The 17,001-nt window shown below is 65.1% G+C and carries 14 protein-coding genes; 4 read left to right on the forward strand and 10 right to left on the reverse strand.

Features of this window, described 5'->3' with window-relative positions; translation table 11 throughout:
- Nucleotide 1 precedes the first annotated feature (1 nt).
- Both R9B85_RS08340 and R9B85_RS08345 read right to left on the reverse strand, forming a co-directional pair.
- On the reverse strand, nt 2-1,543 hold the full coding sequence (locus R9B85_RS08340) for an MFS transporter (RefSeq protein ID WP_112250222.1): 1,542 nt from the start codon (nt 1,541-1,543) through the stop codon (nt 2-4).
- Between the two features lie 235 nt (nt 1,544-1,778).
- The gene (locus tag R9B85_RS08345) at nt 1,779-2,687 is read right to left on the reverse strand and encodes a LysR family transcriptional regulator (protein WP_112250221.1); all 909 of its coding nucleotides are present in this window, start codon (nt 2,685-2,687) and stop codon (nt 1,779-1,781) included.
- Between the two features lie 271 nt (nt 2,688-2,958).
- Here R9B85_RS08345 and R9B85_RS08350 point away from each other — a divergent pair, with 271 nt between their 5' ends.
- Nucleotides 2,959-3,408, forward strand: coding sequence for a universal stress protein (locus R9B85_RS08350; RefSeq protein ID WP_207877933.1), 450 nt, complete (start codon nt 2,959-2,961; stop codon nt 3,406-3,408).
- Nucleotides 3,409-3,493: 85 nt separating this feature from the next.
- Here R9B85_RS08350 and R9B85_RS08355 read toward each other — a convergent pair whose 3' ends face one another.
- The 4 genes from R9B85_RS08355 to R9B85_RS08370 are packed head-to-tail and all read right to left on the reverse strand — an operon-like array spanning nt 3,494 to nt 8,273.
- Nucleotides 3,494-4,354, reverse strand: coding sequence for an HlyD family secretion protein (locus R9B85_RS08355; protein ID WP_133975355.1), 861 nt, complete (start codon nt 4,352-4,354; stop codon nt 3,494-3,496).
- Between the two features lie 10 nt (nt 4,355-4,364).
- Nucleotides 4,365-4,565 carry a DUF1656 domain-containing protein gene (locus R9B85_RS08360; RefSeq protein ID WP_008097766.1) on the reverse strand — a complete coding sequence of 67 codons (201 nt, stop codon included), beginning with the start codon at nt 4,563-4,565 and terminating at the stop codon, nt 4,365-4,367.
- Nucleotides 4,566-4,569: 4 nt separating this feature from the next.
- Entirely contained in the window at nt 4,570-6,747 is a 2,178-nt protein-coding gene (locus R9B85_RS08365) for an FUSC family protein (RefSeq protein ID WP_423770965.1), read from the reverse strand.
- Entirely contained in the window at nt 6,744-8,273 is a 1,530-nt protein-coding gene (locus R9B85_RS08370; RefSeq protein ID WP_207877930.1) for an efflux transporter outer membrane subunit, read from the reverse strand. The genes R9B85_RS08365 and R9B85_RS08370 overlap by 4 nt, the downstream gene beginning before the upstream one ends.
- A gap of 190 nt (nt 8,274-8,463) precedes the next feature.
- Between R9B85_RS08370 and R9B85_RS08375 the strand changes: the two genes are divergently transcribed.
- Both R9B85_RS08375 and R9B85_RS08380 read left to right on the forward strand, forming a co-directional pair.
- The gene (locus R9B85_RS08375; protein WP_112250215.1) at nt 8,464-9,411 is read left to right on the forward strand and encodes a LysR family transcriptional regulator; all 948 of its coding nucleotides are present in this window, start codon (nt 8,464-8,466) and stop codon (nt 9,409-9,411) included.
- 179 nt (nt 9,412-9,590) lie between these two features.
- Nucleotides 9,591-10,565 (forward strand): 2-hydroxyacid dehydrogenase, encoded by a 975-nt coding sequence (locus tag R9B85_RS08380; RefSeq protein WP_207877928.1) that lies wholly within the window; start codon nt 9,591-9,593, stop codon nt 10,563-10,565.
- A gap of 136 nt (nt 10,566-10,701) precedes the next feature.
- Here the strand turns inward: R9B85_RS08380 and R9B85_RS08385 are convergent, their stop codons facing one another.
- Nucleotides 10,702-11,604 carry a DMT family transporter gene (locus tag R9B85_RS08385; protein ID WP_112250213.1) on the reverse strand — a complete coding sequence of 301 codons (903 nt, stop codon included), beginning with the start codon at nt 11,602-11,604 and terminating at the stop codon, nt 10,702-10,704.
- Between the two features lie 264 nt (nt 11,605-11,868).
- Here R9B85_RS08385 and R9B85_RS08390 point away from each other — a divergent pair, with 264 nt between their 5' ends.
- The gene (locus R9B85_RS08390; protein WP_112250211.1) at nt 11,869-12,744 is read left to right on the forward strand and encodes a helix-turn-helix domain-containing protein; all 876 of its coding nucleotides are present in this window, start codon (nt 11,869-11,871) and stop codon (nt 12,742-12,744) included.
- A 90-nt stretch (nt 12,745-12,834) separates the two neighbouring features.
- Here the strand turns inward: R9B85_RS08390 and R9B85_RS08395 are convergent, their stop codons facing one another.
- The 3 genes from R9B85_RS08395 to R9B85_RS08405 form a co-directional block, all read right to left on the reverse strand.
- The gene (locus R9B85_RS08395) at nt 12,835-15,225 is read right to left on the reverse strand and encodes a TonB-dependent siderophore receptor (RefSeq protein WP_112250209.1); all 2,391 of its coding nucleotides are present in this window, start codon (nt 15,223-15,225) and stop codon (nt 12,835-12,837) included.
- Between the two features lie 218 nt (nt 15,226-15,443).
- Nucleotides 15,444-16,427, reverse strand: a complete 984-nt coding sequence (locus R9B85_RS08400) for a FecR family protein (protein WP_423770966.1) — start codon at nt 16,425-16,427, stop codon at nt 15,444-15,446.
- A complete protein-coding gene (locus R9B85_RS08405) occupies nt 16,424-16,999 on the reverse strand; it encodes an RNA polymerase sigma factor (RefSeq protein ID WP_252378686.1) in 576 nt (191 codons plus the stop codon). Before R9B85_RS08405 ends, R9B85_RS08400 begins: the two co-directional genes overlap by 4 nt.
- Between the last annotated feature and the right edge of the window lie 2 nt (nt 17,000-17,001).

Consider the following 17,001-nt stretch of genomic DNA (forward strand, 5'->3'; position numbering starts at 1 on the left):
TTCAGGCCACCGCGCGCGGCGGATAGACCCGGGTAGGCACGAAAGGAATCAGGCAGATCAGGGCCACGGCAATGCAGGCCATGACCAGGTAGAGGTCGGCTGAGGTCAGCACCAGCGCCTGGTCGTGGATGCGCCTGGCCAGGCCGGCTGCGTTACCGTCGACCAGCGGGGCGTTGCCCAGGCTGTCCACCAGGTGGTTGGAATGAAAGTGCCGGCGCAGGGTGCCAAGGGCGTCCAGCAGGCCACCGGCGATCACCGCGGCCAGGCCCTTGACGGTGTTGAACCAGCTGGAGGCGAACGGGCCTTCCTGCGGGGTCATGCCGTTGGTGGACAGCATCAGCAGCGGCAGCACTGCCATTGGCTGGCCGAACACCTGCAGCAGGTAGAACGGGTAGAAGTCGCCACGGATCCACTCGCTGGTCAGCAGGCTGCTGCCGACACAGGACACCGCCAGCATCGCCAGGCCGATGCCCAGCACCCAACGGCAGTCCACCGCGCGGATGTTGCACAGCGCCGCCGTCAGCGGCAGGGCGATCAGCTGGGGCATGGCTACCAGCATCATCAGCGGGCTGGTCTGCGCCGGCCGGTAGCCCTGGATCTGCGCCAGGTAGGCCGACGGAATGCTGCCCACGCCCGAGAGCACGATCAGCACGCCGGCCAGCGTCACCAGGGCGAAACTCAGGTTGCGCCGCGACAGCATGCGCAACTGGAAGAACGGCAGCGGCTCGGACCATTCGTTGTACATGAACAGCACCAGCAACAGCAGGCCACCGCCAAGCAGCCAGCAGATCAGTGGCGAATCGAACCAGCCCCAGCGGTCACCCAGCGACAGGCCCAACACGATGCAGCTGATGGCGGGCAGGCCGAGCAGCACGCCGCGCCAGTCGAACTGCTTGAAGCGCTCCAGGCGCAGCGGGTCCTGCGGCAGGCCCCAGCCGACACAGAACATGGCCAGCAGCGAGGGCAGGATGATCTGCCAGAATGCCCACTGCCAGCCGACGTATTCGGTCCACAGCCCTGCCAGCGGCGTGCCGAGGTTGGGGCCGAAGGTGGCGGTGAGGGCATAGCAGGCCAGGCCATATACCTTGATGCCCGGTGGCAGGAAGCGCAGGGCCACGCTCATCAACATCGGTGGCAAGGCGCCAGAGGCGAAGCCCTGGAGTACACGCAGCAGCATCAGGCTGTGCAGGTTGGGGGCGAACGGTTGCAGCAGGCCGAGCACGGCGAACAGGCCGATGGCGCTCATGGTGAAGCGCCGCAGCGAGAACGTGGTGGCCAGCCATGGCGCGAAAGCCATGGCCGAGACCGAGGCGGCGCTGTAGACCGCCAGCAGCCAGGCGCCTTCGTCGGCGCCAATGCCCATGGCCCCACGGATATCGGCCAGGGAGATCTTGGTTACCGACTCGTTGAGACCCGCGCACAACACGGCCAGCAGCACACCGAACAGCCCGACCACTACCTGCAGGCCGAACGCAGTCTGCGCAGGCGCGGCCGGCGCGGGCGCGGCGGCAACCACAGCAGACGGGGCGGACAGGGAACTCATGGGCAGACATCTCCAGCAACAATTTGCGACTGGAGCAAGTCTAAGAAGGTCGAATGCTGACGAAAACTGACTTATCGGTAGGTTTATGTTGCGTCAGGCGCAATCCAGAGTAATACCGCATCGCCCTCTTCGCGGGTAAACCCGCTCCCTCAGGTACAGAGCCTCTCCCAAGACCTGTGATATCCCTGTGGGAGCGGGTTCACCCGCGAAAAGGCCGGCCCAGGCAGACCATCACTCAAGGGTCGACACTGCAGCAAGCCTTCAGGGTCTGCCGCAACCACCGATGCGCCGGGTCATTGTGAAACCGTGGGTGCCATGCCTGCAGCACGGTCACCCGCTCCAGCGGCACCGGGATCTCGAACGAGCGCAGCGGCAGCCCGAGCTTGTGCACGCTGTTGAGGATGTTGGCCGGCATCGGCAGGATCAGGTCGGAATCCGGTAACGAGAACAGCGCCGAGTGGAAACTCGGGGTGATCAGCGCCACCCGCCGCTGCACCTTGAAGTTGGCCAGTTCCACATCGATCGGCCCATTGGCCCGTCCACGACGGGACACGCTGATCTGTGGATAACTGGCAAAACTGTGCGGCGTGATCGGCTGCTCGAAAATCGGGTGGTCGCGCCGCGCCAGCCCCACGTAGTAGGTCTGGAACAGGCTCTGCACCTTGATCTCCGGCCCCAGGTCCACGGTCGAACTGATGATCAGGTCGGTACGCCCGTCGCGCAGCACGCTGTCATCATCACCGCCGGGGCTTTCCGGCACGAAGCGCAGCACCGTGCGCGGTGCCTGCTCGTGCATGCGCCGCAGCAGCTGCGCGCCGTACAGGGCGATGAACAGGTCGTTGGTGCGGATGTTGAAGGCCCGGTCAAGCTTGGGCAGGTCGACTTCGTCGGCACTGCGGAACACCTCGCCCGCCTGTTCCACCAACGCGGCCACCTGCTCACGCAGCGCCAGCGCCCGCGGTGTCGGCACCAGGCCGCGACCGGCGCGCACCAGGATCGGGTCACCCAATGCATCGCGGATACGCCCCAGGGTCCGGCTCATCGCCGCCGGGCTGAGGTTCATGCGCTGCGCCGCGCCGACCACGCTGCCTTCATCGAGCAGGGCGTCGAGGGCGACGAGCAGGTTCATGTCCGGGAGTTGCATGGCTGTTTTCCGTTACAGCTGTGGGGAATGGCGATGGTAGCAGGTTGCTGGATTGCACCAGACGCAATGCGCTCGTGCGTGGTGGGGCATTTATCCTGAGGGTGGGTTGAGCCAAGAATGAGGAACGGCAGGTTCGGCCTCTTCGCGGGTGAACCCGCTCCCACAGAGACTGCACAGATTCTGAATATTGTGGCGCACCTGTGGGAGCGGGTTTACCCGCGAAGAGGCCAGAACAGACAACCCCTCAGCCAGCCTGGAACAAGGATTCCACATGCCCAGCCCCGTCCTGATCGCCATCGATGCCTCCCCTGCATCCACCGCCCTGCTCACCCTCGCCCGCCGCTACTGCCGCCCCGACGAGCACGAACTGCACGTGCTGCTGACCATCGACTCTACCTTCGCCGTCCACGACCAGCCCGCGCCCTACACCGCCGAGGAACTGGAAGAATACCCCGCCGCCTGCGAAGAGCAGCACCAGGCCGACCAGGCCGTGGCCAAGGCGGTGCGCGAGCTGCAGCAAGCCGGCTTCGCCAGCCAGGGCTGCATGGTAGCCGGGCAGCCGGTCGAGGCGATCGTGGCCAAGGCGCAGGAACTGAATTGTGAACTGATCATCATGGGCCACCGCCACCTGTCGCGGCTGGGGCGGTTGCTGGACCCGTCGATCAGCGCCAAGGTGATTGATCGGGTGAAGGTGCCAGTGTTGGTAGGGGCTGCGAGCTAACTGCTCTGCGAGAAGTGTTCATTGCTCCTGGCCTCTTCGCGGGCAGCCCGCGAAGAGGCCAGGAGCCGCACTTCCTCACCCCGGCTCATCCCTCGCTCGGCTTCACCACCACCGTACAAGTCGTACCCGCCGCCAGCAAGAACCCGTCCGGCACTTCATCGATATGAATGCGCACCGGCACCCGCTGCGCCAGCCGCACCCAGTTGAAGGTCGGGTTCACATCCGCGATCAATTCGCGGCTCTGCGGGTTGTCGCGGTCGTAGATGCCGCGGGCGATGCTTTCCACATGGCCCCTGATTCGCTCGCCGCTCATCATCTGCAGCTCGGCCTGGTCGCCCACCTTCACATGCGGCAACTTGGTCTCCTCGAAGAACCCGTATACCCAGAACGAATTCTCGTCGACCACCGCCATCACCGCTTCACCGGTACGCGCATAGTCACCCTTGTGGATATTCAGGTTGGTCACGTAGCCGTCCACCGTGGCCACGATATGCGTGCGCTTGAGGTTCAGCTCGGCCGCCGCCAGTTCGGCAAGGGCCTGCTGGTAATCCGCCTGGGCGGAGTTGGCGATGTTGCTGGCGTCGTCGCGGTTTTCCTTGGAGATCACCAGGTTGTCCATGTCGGCACGGCGCTTGGCGTTGACCTTGCGCATCTCCCAGGTGGCCTTGCGCGATGCAACCTGCGCCTTGGCCTGGTCGACCGCCAGCTGGTAGTGCTCAGGGTCGATCTGGATCAGCAGGTCGCCCTTCTTCACCCGCTGGTTGTCCTTGACCGGCACGTCCACCACATAGCCAGGCACGTCGGCAGCGACGTTGATGATGTCGGCACGCACACGGCCGTCGCGGGTCCATGGCGTGGTCATGTAGTGCAGCCACAACTGGCGACCGATCACCACGGCAGCGGCAAGCACCAACAGGGTGGCGACCAGGCTGAAGAACTTTTTCATCGAAGGATTCTCACCAGTAGAGCGACAGCGCCAGGGCGCCGAACAGGCAGACGAACAGGCTCAGACGCAGCAGCGCCGGGTGCCAGAAGAAGCGGTAGCCATCATGGCTGGCAATGAACCGGTCCAGGCCCCAGGCCAGGCCCAGGGCGAACAGGAACATCAAGGTCATGGTGGGCATGTACACGCCATGGAAGGCGATTTCACGGGGCATGGTTTCACGGAGCATCGTGCAGTCCTTTCGCCGGTGCCAACGGCGACTGTGGGTCGAGCAGGGAAGAACGGATGAAGTGCAGGTAGCTTTGTGCGCGGCGCAGCACCGACGTGTCGAAGTGGCGGGCGAAGGGCTCGTCGGTGGCCTGCACGCGGGCGATGGCGTGGTCCACGGCCACCAGCGCGCGTTCGTGGTTGCTGGCGCTGGGCTGCAGGAACAGCCGGGCCAGGGCACGGCCCATCACGCGGATTGCCTGGCGCCAGGGCTGCGATTCGGCGTAGGCCGGGTGCACCGGCGCACGGGCCTGCTCCTTGCGCAGCTCGATGATGGCATGGCCGATTTCCAGCACGGTGAACATCCAGCCCATCAACTGGCTCTGTACCTGCGGCTTGCCGGCTGCCAGGCCATAGGCCTGGTGCAGCAGGTCGCGGGTGCGGCTTTCGAAGGCCGTGCCGATGCCGCGCAGGCGGCCGCTGATGGCGAACAGCACCTGCTCGCGCAGCTCCTGCTCCAGGCGGCTCCACAGCCAGCGGCTGTTGGGCGGCAGGATGATCGCACCGGCAGCGGCACAGACGAACATGCCGATGACCATGCCGATGTAGTCGTTGATGAAGGTGTACGGGTCATACACGGTGAGGTTGTTCGGCACCGAACCGATGGCGAAGAACACCAGCAGGCCGATGCCGTAGCCGGCGTAGGCCGGCCGTGACGAAAGGAACGCGCCCAGCACGAACACCGGCGCCAGCACCATGCACAGCAGCGGGAAACCGTCGATCCAGGGGAACACGAAGAAGGTTTCGAAGAAGCCGACGAAGGCACCGATCGCCGTGCCGCAGGCCATCTGGAACGACATGCGCTTGGGGTTCGGCGAGGCCGCCGACAGGCCCACGGTGACGGTGGCGATCAGGGTCATCATGGCGCCGCTGGGCCAGTCGCTGAACAGCCAGTAGCTGCCCAGCAGCAACAGCACCGCCGAGGCGCGCACACCGGCGGCCAACGATACCAGCCAGCTGGTCTGCGCCACGTAGGGCTCATCCCACTGTTCGCGTTCGTGCCGGTGCGCTGCCAGCGAGGCGTGGGTTTCGGCGTAGCTGTACATCTCGTCGACGAAGCGGTAGAGCAGCTCGAAGGCGGTGTGGAAGTCGAGCAGGTCGGACTCGCTCGGCTCGGTTGCCAGGTACTCGGCGCGCAGGCCGCGCACCTGTGCCTGCAGGCCTTCTTTGTAGGCGGCCAGCTCCAGGGTCAGGCGCAGCGCATCGGCGTCGGTCAGCGCCCGGCCCACATAGGGCTGCAACAGCTCCACCAGGGTGTTCAGGCCCGGCTCGATCGCGCCGACGATCTGCAGCGGGCCGCGGGCGCGCAAGCGCTCCAGCAAACGGTGCAGGGCATTGAAGCGCGTGGTGATGGCCATGAACTCGCCGTTCATGCGCACCAGGCGACCAGAGCGCCGGCGCATGTGCGGGTCTTCGAAAGCGGTGACGTTGCGCAGGCTCTCGAGGCCCACTGCTTCAGCGACGAAGCGCACGTTGCTGCTCTCGAAACGGTCCCGCTGGCTTTCGCCGCGCAGGGCCTCGACCACCACCCCGGCGAACACGCCGAAGCGCTGGTACAAAGCGTTGCGCATGGCGGCACTGGCCGACTGCGGCAGGATCGCGGCGCTGACGAAGGTCGACACCAGAATGCCCAGGGCGATTTCCAGTACTCGCCATACCGCCGCCATGAACGCCTGGTCAGGGTGCTCCAGCACCGGCAGGCCGATCATTGCCGCGGTGTAGCCGGCCAGCACGAAACCATAGGCGCGGAAGGTGCGGTAGCGCATGGCTCCAGCCGAGCACAGGCCTACCCACAGGGCCAGGCTGGGCAGGAACAGCTCGGTGTTTTGCGGGAAGATGGCGATCAGCGCCACCATCATCGCCGAACCGGCCAGGGTGCCGAGCACCCGGTAGAAGCTCTTGGCGAACACATGCCCGCTTTGCGGCTGCATGACGATGAACACGGTGATCATCGCCGTGCGCGGTTGCGGCAGTTCCAGGCGCATGGCCAGCCACAGGGTGATGAACGCAGCGGCCAGCACCTTGAAAATGTACACCCAGGTCACCCCGTCGGTGCGCGCCCAGGCAAAGAAGCCCCGGCGCCATTCCAGGCTCTGCAGCCAGCGCACGGGCAAACTGGAAGTGCTCATTCAGCGTTATCCGGCTTCTTGTCGAAAATGGCCAGGGTGGCCGGGGTTTTCGGTGCGGCCTGGCGCTCCTCTTTCGGCACGTCCTGACCAGCCTGCAAGCCGCCGCCCAGGGCGGTGACCAGCTCGGCATGGGCAATCAGGCGGTTGGCCTGCACCTGCTGTTGCACCTGCTGCTGGCGGAACAACAAGGTCTGGGCGTTGAGTACGTTGAGGTAGTCGGTAAGGCCACGCTGGAACGCGACCATGGCGATGTCGTAGGTTTTCTGCGCGGCCGCGACCGATTCGGCGGCGAAGTGCGACTGCTCCTTCATCGACTCACGGCGGATCAGCTGGTCGGAGATGTTCTTTAGCGCACCGACAACGGTCTGGTTGTAGCGCGCCACGGCCACGTCATAGCCCGCCGAGGCCACGCCGAGCTGCGAGCGCAGGCGGCCACCGTCGAAGATCGGCAGGCTGATGGCCGGGCCGACGTTGTAGTTGAACTTGCGCCCGGTGAGGAATTCCAGCGGGCCACCACCGGTTGCCATGAAGCCAAGGCTGCCGACCAGGTCTACGTTGGGAAAGAAGCCGGCGTGGGCTACATCGATGCCACGCGCCTGGGCAGCTACCTGCCAACGGCTGGCAACCACATCGGGGCGCTGGCCGACCAGTTCGGCCGGCAGGTTCGACGGCAGTTTCAGCGGCGCGGCCAGGGCCAGGCTCGGGCGCTGCAACTGCGCACCCTCCCCCGGGCCCTTGCCGGCCAGGGCGGCCAGCTGGTTGCGGGCCAGGGCAATTTCTTCGTCGAGGCTGTCGAGCTGGCGGTGGGTTTCCGGCAGCGGTGCTTCGGCCTGGCTGACCTCGAAGTGGGTGCCGATACCGGCATCCAGGCGGCGCTTGGCCAGGGCAAGGATCTGCTCCTGCTGTTCCAGCTCGGCCTTGACGATGTCGCGCTGGGCAAAATGCAGGCTCAGCTGGATGTAGGCGCGCACCACGTTGTTCTGCAGCTCCAGCTGCGCCTGGCGGGCTTCGGCCACGCTCATGTGCGCCTGGTCCACGGCCTGCTCGCTGGCGTTGCGTTCGCGGCCCCACAGGTCGAGCGCATAGCTGAAGCCAATTGCGGCGTTGTTGTCCCAGGTATTGGCGCCGGACAGCGCGCCCGGGCCGTAGAACTGGTCCTCAGGCCAGTTGTGGCGCTTGAGCGTGGCCTGGCCGTTGGCCTGGAGCTTTTCCGCCGACTCGACCACGCCGGCCATGGCCTTGGCTTCGCGTACCCGCGCTGCAGCCATGGCCAGGCTCGGGCTGCCAGCCACGGCCAGGGCAACCCAGCGGTCCAGCTGCGGGTCGCCATAGGCGCGCCACCATTGCTGATCGGGCCAATGGGCGTCGGTCGCGGCTTCGCGTATGGCCGCGTCGGTGGTCAGGGTGTTGGCTTGCAGCGTCTTGCTTTGCGGGGCGATGCCCCAGGTTCCGATACAGCCGCTCAGGGCGAGGGCAAGGGCACAGGCACTGAACGCATTGAGCGTTCTGATGATGCGACGCGGCACAGCTGCGATTTCCCGAGGAAGAGGTAAGAGGCCGGGCAATTCTAGGGGGCGGCAGCACTGGCGATAAGCGTGGATTCCTGCGAATCTTTGTTACCAAAACAGCGATAATCCGCCTTTGGTCGAAGGCAACTTTTCATCTCTTTTACGTTACTTCGTGACACAATTTTGTCCTCTACATCGAGAGTGACCCATGGACACCCTGCAAAACATGCGTGCTTTCAGTTGCGTAGCCCAACTCGGCAGCTTCACCGCTGCCGCCGGGCAGCTGGATACGACCACCGCGAACGTGTCGCGGGCGGTCTCCAATCTGGAAGCCCATCTGCAAACAAGGCTGCTCAACCGTACCACCCGCCGCATTGCGCTGACCGAAGCCGGCAAGCGCTACCTGATGCGTTGCGAACAGATTCTTACCTATGTCGAAGAAGCCGAGGCCGAGGCCAGCGACGCCCATGCCCGCCCTGCCGGGCAACTGAAGGTGCACTCGATGACCGGGGTCGGCCAGCACTTCGTGGTCGACGCCATCGCACGCTACCGCGAATCACACCCGGACGTGACCTTCGACCTGACCATGGCCAACCGCGTGCCCGACCTGCTCGACGAGGGCTATGACGTGTCCATCGTGCTGGCCACCGAACTGCCCGATTCGGGGTTCGTGTCCCAGCGCCTGGGCATCACCTACAGCATCGTCTGCGCCTCGCCTGCCTACATCGCCCGCCACGGCGTGGCGCACAAGCCTGCCGACCTGCTCAAGCACGCCTGCCTGCGCATGGTCAGCCCGGTGATCCCGTTGGAGAAATGGCTGTTCGACGGGCCGGAAGGCCAGGAAATGGTCAACATCACCAGCTCGCCGTTCATGGTCAATACTGCCGATGCCATGAAGACTGCGATCCGTAGCGGCATGGGCGTAGGCGTGCTGCCGATCTATTCGGCCATCGAAGGCCTGCGCGATGGCAGCCTGGTGCGGGTACTGCCCGAGTACCGGCTGCAGGAGCTGAACCTGTACGCCATCTACCCGTCGCGGCAGTACCTGGATGCCAAGATCAAGACCTGGGTGGAGTACCTGCGCAACTCGCTGCCAGAGATTCTGGCGGCCCATGAGGCGGACCTGAAAACCCATCAGGTGATGATCGCCAACTAAAAAGCTGCTGCATTGCGGGGGCGGACAATGGTAGGTTGCTAACCATTGCCGGCCTCTTCGCGGGTAAACCCGCTCCCACAGGTACACCACAGCCTTCCAGGCCTGTGCAATACCTGTGGGAGCGGGTTCACCCGCGAAGAAACCATCACCGCCCCACCGCCTTGCAGAGAAGTTGCCCGATGAAAAAGACCGTCCTGGCCTTCAGCCGTATCACCCCGGCCATGGCCGAGCGCCTGCAGCAAGACTTCAACCTGATCCTGCCCAACCCCAAGCTGGGCGACATCAGCGCCCAGTTCAACGAAGCCCTGCCCGAGGCCCACGGCCTGATCGGCGTTGGCCGCAAGCTCGGCCGGGCGCAGCTTGAAGGCGCGGCCAGGCTGGAGGTGGTGTCCAGCGTTTCGGTCGGCTACGACAACTACGACCTGGACTACCTCAACGAACGCGGCATCGCCCTGACCAACACCCCCGACGTGCTGACCGAAAGCACCGCCGACCTGGGCTTCTCGCTGATCATGGGCTGCGCCCGCCGCACCGCCGAGCTGGATGCCTGGACCAAGGCCGGCAACTGGCAAGCTACCGTAGGCCCGGCGCACTTCGGCAGCGATGTGCACGACAAGACCTTGGGCATCGTTGGCATGGGCAACATCGGTGCCGCCATTGCCCGCCGCGGCCGGTTCGGCTTCAACATGCAGGTGATCTATTCCGGCAACAGCCGCAAGACCGCACTGGAGCAAGAGCTGGGCGCGCAGTTCCGCAGCCTGGAGCAACTGCTGGCAGAAGCCGATTTCGTCTGCATCGTGGTGCCGTTGTCCGATGCCACCCGCAAGCTGATCGGTGCGCGTGAGTTGCAACTGATGAAGCCGAGCGCGTTCCTGATCAACATCGCCCGCGGGCCGGTGGTGGACGAGGCGGCGCTGATCGAGGCACTGCAGAGCGGCACCATTCGCGGTGCGGGCCTGGATGTGTACGAGAAAGAGCCGCTGAGCGACTCGCCGCTGTTCAAGCTGCCCAATGCACTGACCTTGCCGCACGTTGGCTCGGCCACTGCCGAAACCCGCGAGGCCATGGCCAACCGGGCAATCGACAACCTGCGCGCGGCGCTGCTGGGTGAGCGGCCGCGGGACCTGGTGAATCCTCAAGTGTGGAAGGGCTGATAGCCTTTTACTGCCTGCACCGGCCCTTTCGCGGGTAAACCCGCTCCCACAGGTATTGCACAGGCGCTGAGGTCTGTGGGGTACCTGTGGGAGCGGGTTTACCCGCGAAAGGGCCGGCACAGGCAACCCTTCATATCTATTTGGCCACCACAACACCCTCAGCCGCCCTGGCCTTGGGCTTGCGAAACACCAGCACATTCCCCGCCATCACCGCCACCAGCCCCAACAAGGCCGGTGCCGTCCACTGATACCCCTCAGCCACCGCCGACACATTCAGCGCCACCAACGGGAACAGCACCGTGCAGTACGCCGCCCGCTCCGGCCCCATGCGCCCGACCAGGGTAAGGTAGGCGGTAAAGGCGATCACCGAGCCCGGCACCACCAGGTACAGTAACGAGCCGATGTACCGCACGTTCCATTCCATGCTGAACGGCACGCCGCTGACCACGCAGAACACCGCCAGCATCACCGCCCCGTAGACCATGCCCCAGGCATTGGTGGTCATGGGTTTGAGCCCGGCCTTCTGCTGCATGCTCGACAGCATGTTGCCGGCAGAGAAGCACAGCGTGCCGAGCAGGGCCAGGCCGAGGCCGTACAGGGTTTCGCGGCTGGCCGCATGGTGCGCCAGCTCCGGCCAGAACAGCAGGCCCAGGCCAAGTAACCCCAGGGCGCCACCGCCAAGCACATTGCTGGCGATCTTCTGGCCGAAGAAGATCCGCGCGTTGAGCGCGTTCCACAGGGTTGCGGTGGAGAACACCACGGCGATCAGGCCGCTGGCAATCCACTGGCTGGCGCTGAGGAAGCAGATGAAGTTGACGCAGAACAGGCACAGGCCCTGGGCCAGGCAGATCTGGTGGCCACGCCGGTTCATCGGCTGCAGGCGCCGGGTGAGCAGCAGGAAGGCGAACAGGATCAGCCCGGCCAGGGCGAAGCGGTAGACAATCGAGACCGGAATGGCGACCACGCCCAACTGGAGTTTCAGGGCGATCCAGGTGGTGCCCCAGATCAGGACAGTGAGCAGGTAGAGTGACAGGTTCATGGTGGCGGTTCCTTGGGCCTTTCAAGTTCGGTGCCCGGCGCTTCGCGGCTAAAGCCGCTCCCACAGGGACCGTGCTGCTCTCGAAGCTGGCGCGGTCCCTGTGGGAGCGGGTTCACCCGCGAATCGAGGGCGCAGCCCTCGCCGAGGCATTTCAGTGTTCTCCTGTCGAACACCCACGCGCTTGCACAAACTTGCGCATTTGTCCCGCTGATGGCTGTAAGCCTGGCCAAGGCGCAGTAGGATGGCTGGCAAGAGGAACCGCCCATGACCCCACTTACCCAGCTGCAAGTGTTCAACGCCATGCACGCCTCGCCCCACGCCCGGCTGGAGCTGAGCGCGCACCTGGGCGACGGGCTGGCAGCGGCGCTGTGGAGCAACCGCGACGATGCCCGCGATTACCAGGCACCGAGCCATCACACCCTGTCGTGCTACATCGCCGACGGCACCGGCACTTTTCGTCGCCAGCGTCCCGGCGACAAAGGGGCACCCGACAAGCTGTGCGTGATGCCGGCCGGGCATGAATCGAACTGGGTGGTCAATGGCGCGATCCGCCTGGCACACCTGTATGTCAGCGAGGCCCAATTTGCCCTGGGCTGCGTGCGCCTGCTCGACCGAGAACCGCGTGAGCTGCAACTGCAGGAAGCGACCTTTCTTGATGACCCGCAGCAGGCCAAGCGCTTTCGCCAGCTGATAACCCTGGACTGGGACGAACCTGGTGAACGCTTGCTGGCCAGCAGCCTGGCGCACGATATCGTCGACCATGCGCTACTCAACCAGGTCGGGCTGCGCCAGGGCCTGCGCCTGAAAGGCGGGCTGGCTCCGAGCCTGCGCCGGCAAATGGTCGACTACATCGAAGCGCACCTTGACCAGCCCATCACCCTGGGTGAACTGGCCGTGCGCTGCAACCTGTCCGAATACCACTTTGCGCGCATGTTCCGCGCCAGTTTCGGGCTGCCGCCGCATCAATATCTGCTGGCCCGGCGGCTACATCGGGCTTGTCAGCTGTTGCGGTTGGGGGTGATGCCGCTGGGGGAGATTGCCCTGTCGTGCGGGTTTGCCAGTGCCAGCCATTTCAGCAACCGGTTCCGCCAGGCAGTCGGTGCAACGCCTGGCGAGTACCGTTCGGCCATTCGCGGCTAAAGCCGCTCCCACAGGGGCCGCGCCAACCTCAAGGGCAGTGCAGTACCTGTGGGAGCGGCTTTAGCCGCGAAGAGGCCGGTACAGGCTGGCCTAGAACTCGAAGGTACTGGACAAACTCACCTGCCGCGCATCCCCGATAGCGACAAAGTACTGGTTCACCGCCGAGCTGTAGTAAACCTTGTCGAACAGGTTCTTCACGTTCAGCTGCAACAGCACCTTGTGCTCATCGAGCCGGGTCTCGTAGCTGGCAAAGGCATCGGCCACGGTATAGGACGGCAGGTCGAAGGTGTTGGTCGAGTTACCAGCCCGCTCGCCTACGTAGCGTGCCCCAGCGCCAAGACGCAACCGGTCGCCGCCGAACAGGCTGCCGTAGTCATACACCGCCGACAGCGAACCACTGTGCCGGGCTACGTTCTGCAGGCGGTTGCCCTGTAGATCAGGGTCCTTGGTCACCTTGGCATCGGTGAAGGCATAGCTGCCAATCAGGCTCCAGCGGTCGCTGAGCTGGCCAGTCAGGTCCAGTTCGACACCCCGCGAGCTGACCTCCCCGGCATTGCTGTACACAGTCTCGCGGGTGCTGGCATCAAAGTCGGAAACCAGCACGTTGCGCTTGGTAATGTCGAACAGCGCCAGAGTGCCGGTAACGCGGCCTGGCATGTCGAGCTTGGCCCCCAGCTCCCACGACTTCCCTTCCTCTGGCGCCACCGACGAGTCAAGCACCACATTGCCGGTCAGCGGCGCGATCGTCGAGTTGGGCTTGAACGACTCGCTGTAGCTACCATAGAAGGACAGCTGGTCATCGACCTTGTAGACGATACCGGCATGCGGCACCCAGGCCTGACCACTGATGTCGGTGTTGGCCTTGAACGGTCGGCCACGGCCAGCGTACTGGTCGTACTGCTGGAAGCGCGCACCGGCCACCAGGATCCAGTGTTCGTCCAGGTGCAGCGCGTCCTGCACGAACAGTGCATCAGTGCGCAGCTTATCGGTCTGGTCGCTGTCACTGGCCTTTACCGTTGTGCCCTCCACTTCCTGGCCGTAGACCGGGTTCACATAGCTGAAGGTGGATTGTGCCGTCTGCCGGATCAGGTCGCCGCGAAAGATCTTGCGGTCTTCATGATCGACACCGAACAGCAGGTCGTTCTGCATCCCGGCCAGTTCCACATTGCCGGCCAGGCTCAGCGTGGCGAACTGGTCACGGCTCATGGCGTTGTGGGTGCCGTCGATGCTGCGCGACAGCGTGCCGCTTTTTTCATTCACGCCGGTCACCCGCACCTGGCTGGCATCATAGGTTTCGCGGTTGAAGCTGTAGCCGAAGTGCAGCTTCCAGTCATCGGCCAGCTGGTGGTCGACTTCCAGACGGTACAGGTCGGAACGCCCTTCCATGTCGTTGAAAGGCTCGTCCAGGCGACGCGTGGCAGGGATGTCCAGCGGGTGGCCGTTGCTGCCGAACGCCGTGCCACGGTCGAAGGGGTAGAGAAACTCGCGGTGCTCGTAGGCCAGGACCACCTGGGTGTCTTCGCCCAGCCAGGCCAGCGACGGCGCCACCAGCGACTCACGGTGCACGCCGTAGTTGCGCCAGTAGTCCTCATCTTCGTGGTCGACGATCAGGCGATAGGCAAAGTTGCTGTCGCCCAGCGCGCCGGTACTGTCGAAGCCGCCACCGCTGCCGTTCTTGCCGCTGCCGTAGGTGGACCCGCGCACGTTCAGGGCGTTGTACTGCTCGAGTTGCGGGCGCTTGCTGACCACGTTGATCACCCCGCCCGGGTCCTGGATGCCGTACAGCAGCGAGGCCGGGCCCTTGAGCACTTCGACCCGCTCGGTGCTGGCGTTGAGGCTGCGGCCCTGCACGATGGGCATGCCATCGCGCATGATCGAGCCGTCGCGGTTGTCGCCGAAGCCGCGCTTCATCACCGTGTCGGAGGTGCCACCGAAATTGTTGCCCTGGGTGATGCCGCTGACATTGGCCAGGGCGTCATCGAGGTTGCGGGGGGCCTGGTCCCGGATGACCTGGGCCGGTACCACGTTGATCGCCTGGGGGATGTCCTGGCTAGGGCCCTGCCCGCGCATGATCGAGGCGGTAGCCGGTGGCTGGTAGCTGTAGTCGTCCAGTTGCGAGGTCACGGTGATGGCCTGCAGGTTGAGGGCACCGGAGGTGTCCACCGCTTCGACGGTGAAGGTGCGTGCATCGACGCGGCGCCAGGCCAGCCCGGTAGTGGCCAGCAGCTGTTGCAGAGCGTGTTCGGCGCTGAACCTGCCGTTCAGCGCTGGCGCCTGCAGGCCAGGTAGTTCCAAGGTGTAGACCACGCTCTGGCCTGTGGTGCGGCTGAAGGCATCGAGTGCCTGGGCCAAGGGTTGCGCCGGCTGGGCGAAGGTATACGCCTGCTGTTGCTCGGCGGCGCAGGCCAGGGGGGCAACAGTGAATGCCGGGAGCGCGCAAAGGCCGAGCCAGAGAGGGACGCAACGCGGGGTGAACTTCATGGACGCTGACCTGTGAGAGGGATATGACTGCGAATGAATCGCACTTCCACTCATTACACGGATGCCACGTCCTGTTACCTCACCCGCTATCTGAAAATATTTTTGCCTGTGCGGGCCTCTTCGCGGGTGAACCCGCTCCCACAGGTACTGCACAGGATTTGAAACTTGCGCCCTTCCTGTGGGAGCGGGTTCACCCGCGAAGAGGCCGGCACAGGCGACTACCGGATGACAGTCAACCGCCCCAGCACTGTCTGCCGCGAAAAGCCCATCACCTTGCCCAGCGAATCCAGCGCCAGCAACGGCTCGGCCACGGGGAAACTGCCACTGACCTTGCGCTGCCCCAACTCATCATCGAGCAACAGGATGCGCCCCGGGTAATAACGCCCCAGGTCCTCGACCACCTGCGCCAGCGGCACCTGGTAGTAATTCAGCCAGCCCTGGCGCCATGCCAGGCGGTTGTCGCTGTCCACCACCAGGGTGTCGCCGACTCGGCCGGCAGCATAGGCCGCCTGCTGGTTGGCCGTCAGTTCACGCGCTGCGGCGCCTGGTGCCGGGCTCACCGCCACCCGCCCGCTGCGCACCGTGACCTGGGCGCCCTCGCCCCGCTCGCGCACCTCGAACAGGGTGCCGAGCACACGCACCTCGCCACCGGCGGCTTCCACCAGGAACGGCGCGCCGGTATGCGTGACCTGGAAGAATGCCGCGCCATGCAACAACCGCACACGGCGCTCGCCCTGCACAAAATCGACTGCAATCGCGCTCCCTGCATCCAGCGTCACTTGTGACTGGTCGGCCAAGGTCACTTGGCGAACTTGATCAGCACTGCTGTAGTCGGCCTGCAGGTCCTGCAGCCACAGGCCCGGGCGCCAACCACCGGCTACGCCAACGGCCATTACCAAGCACGCGGCCACCGCCAGCGCCGCGACCCGTTGCAGCCAGGGGCGCCCGGCCGGCGGCCTGGCCATCGCATCCAGGTAACGTTGCAGGTTTGCCTGGTCTTCAGCGGCCAGGCGCGCCGCCGGGGCGGCGCTGTTCAGCCACAGCGCCTGGGCCTGGGCGTAGGCCTCACGGTGCCCAGGGTCAGCCAGCAGCCATCGCTTGAACGCCGCGCCCTCGGCTTGCGCAGGCTGCTCGTTGATGCGGCTAAGCCATTGCAGTGCAGCCCGGGATTGCGCCTCGGTGATCGGCGGTAAACGGCTCATCGACGGGCACTCCCTGGCCGGCGTGGGGTGGTCGCGGGCTCGGCAACACTCGCCTTGCACGCTTCGAGGGCGCGCATCATATGCTTTTCCACAGCACTCTGGGACAGCTGCATGGCCTTGGCGATCTCGCCGTACTTGCAGCCATGGATACGGTTGAGCAGGAAAATCTGTCGCGTGCGCTCGGGCAAGGCGCGCAAGGCAGCATCGATGCGTTGCAAGTCGTGATCGACCTCCACGGCCTGCTCCGGGGCCTGGGCCATCGCCACCTCGCCCAGCGGCAGCACAGCTTCGGCCACGCGTTCGCGGCTACCCTCGCTGCGCAGGTGGTCGATGGCCAGGTTGCCGGCGCAACGCAGCAGGTAGGTATCCAGCGCCTCGACCTTGACCTCGGGCCGACGCCAGAAGCGCAGGAACAGTTCCTGGACCAGGTCCGATGCCGTGGCCCGGCAGCCGACCCGGCGGCTCACCAGCGCCTCCATGCGCGCCCGCTGGGCCTGGAACACCTGGACGAAGCGCGCACGCCCACCGCCGCTTTCGGCATCCACCTCGGTCATGTCGCCCGGCTCGCTCATCG

It is taken from the genome of Pseudomonas sp. NLJ1 (assembly GCF_049486705.1).
In the GTDB taxonomy this organism is placed as follows: domain Bacteria; phylum Pseudomonadota; class Gammaproteobacteria; order Pseudomonadales; family Pseudomonadaceae; genus Aquipseudomonas; species Aquipseudomonas inefficax.

What these genes read in the sequence shown, in the direction of transcription:
- R9B85_RS08340 (WP_112250222.1), bottom strand. Translation starts at nt 1,543, where the DNA reads ATGAGTTCCCTGTCCGCCCCGTCTGCTGTGGTTGCCGCCGCGCCCGCG.
- R9B85_RS08345 (WP_112250221.1), bottom strand. Translation starts at nt 2,687, where the DNA reads ATGCAACTCCCGGACATGAACCTGCTCGTCGCCCTCGACGCCCTGCTC.
- R9B85_RS08350 (WP_207877933.1), top strand. Translation starts at nt 2,959, where the DNA reads ATGCCCAGCCCCGTCCTGATCGCCATCGATGCCTCCCCTGCATCCACC.
- R9B85_RS08355 (WP_133975355.1), bottom strand. Translation starts at nt 4,354, where the DNA reads ATGAAAAAGTTCTTCAGCCTGGTCGCCACCCTGTTGGTGCTTGCCGCT.
- R9B85_RS08360 (WP_008097766.1), bottom strand. Translation starts at nt 4,565, where the DNA reads ATGCCCCGTGAAATCGCCTTCCATGGCGTGTACATGCCCACCATGACC.
- R9B85_RS08365 (WP_423770965.1), bottom strand. Translation starts at nt 6,747, where the DNA reads ATGAGCACTTCCAGTTTGCCCGTGCGCTGGCTGCAGAGCCTGGAATGG.
- R9B85_RS08375 (WP_112250215.1), top strand. Translation starts at nt 8,464, where the DNA reads ATGGACACCCTGCAAAACATGCGTGCTTTCAGTTGCGTAGCCCAACTC.
- R9B85_RS08380 (WP_207877928.1), top strand. Translation starts at nt 9,591, where the DNA reads ATGAAAAAGACCGTCCTGGCCTTCAGCCGTATCACCCCGGCCATGGCC.
- R9B85_RS08385 (WP_112250213.1), bottom strand. Translation starts at nt 11,604, where the DNA reads ATGAACCTGTCACTCTACCTGCTCACTGTCCTGATCTGGGGCACCACC.
- R9B85_RS08390 (WP_112250211.1), top strand. Translation starts at nt 11,869, where the DNA reads ATGACCCCACTTACCCAGCTGCAAGTGTTCAACGCCATGCACGCCTCG.
- R9B85_RS08395 (WP_112250209.1), bottom strand. Translation starts at nt 15,225, where the DNA reads ATGAAGTTCACCCCGCGTTGCGTCCCTCTCTGGCTCGGCCTTTGCGCG.
- R9B85_RS08400 (WP_423770966.1), bottom strand. Translation starts at nt 16,427, where the DNA reads ATGAGCCGTTTACCGCCGATCACCGAGGCGCAATCCCGGGCTGCACTG.
- R9B85_RS08405 (WP_252378686.1), bottom strand. Translation starts at nt 16,999, where the DNA reads ATGAGCGAGCCGGGCGACATGACCGAGGTGGATGCCGAAAGCGGCGGT.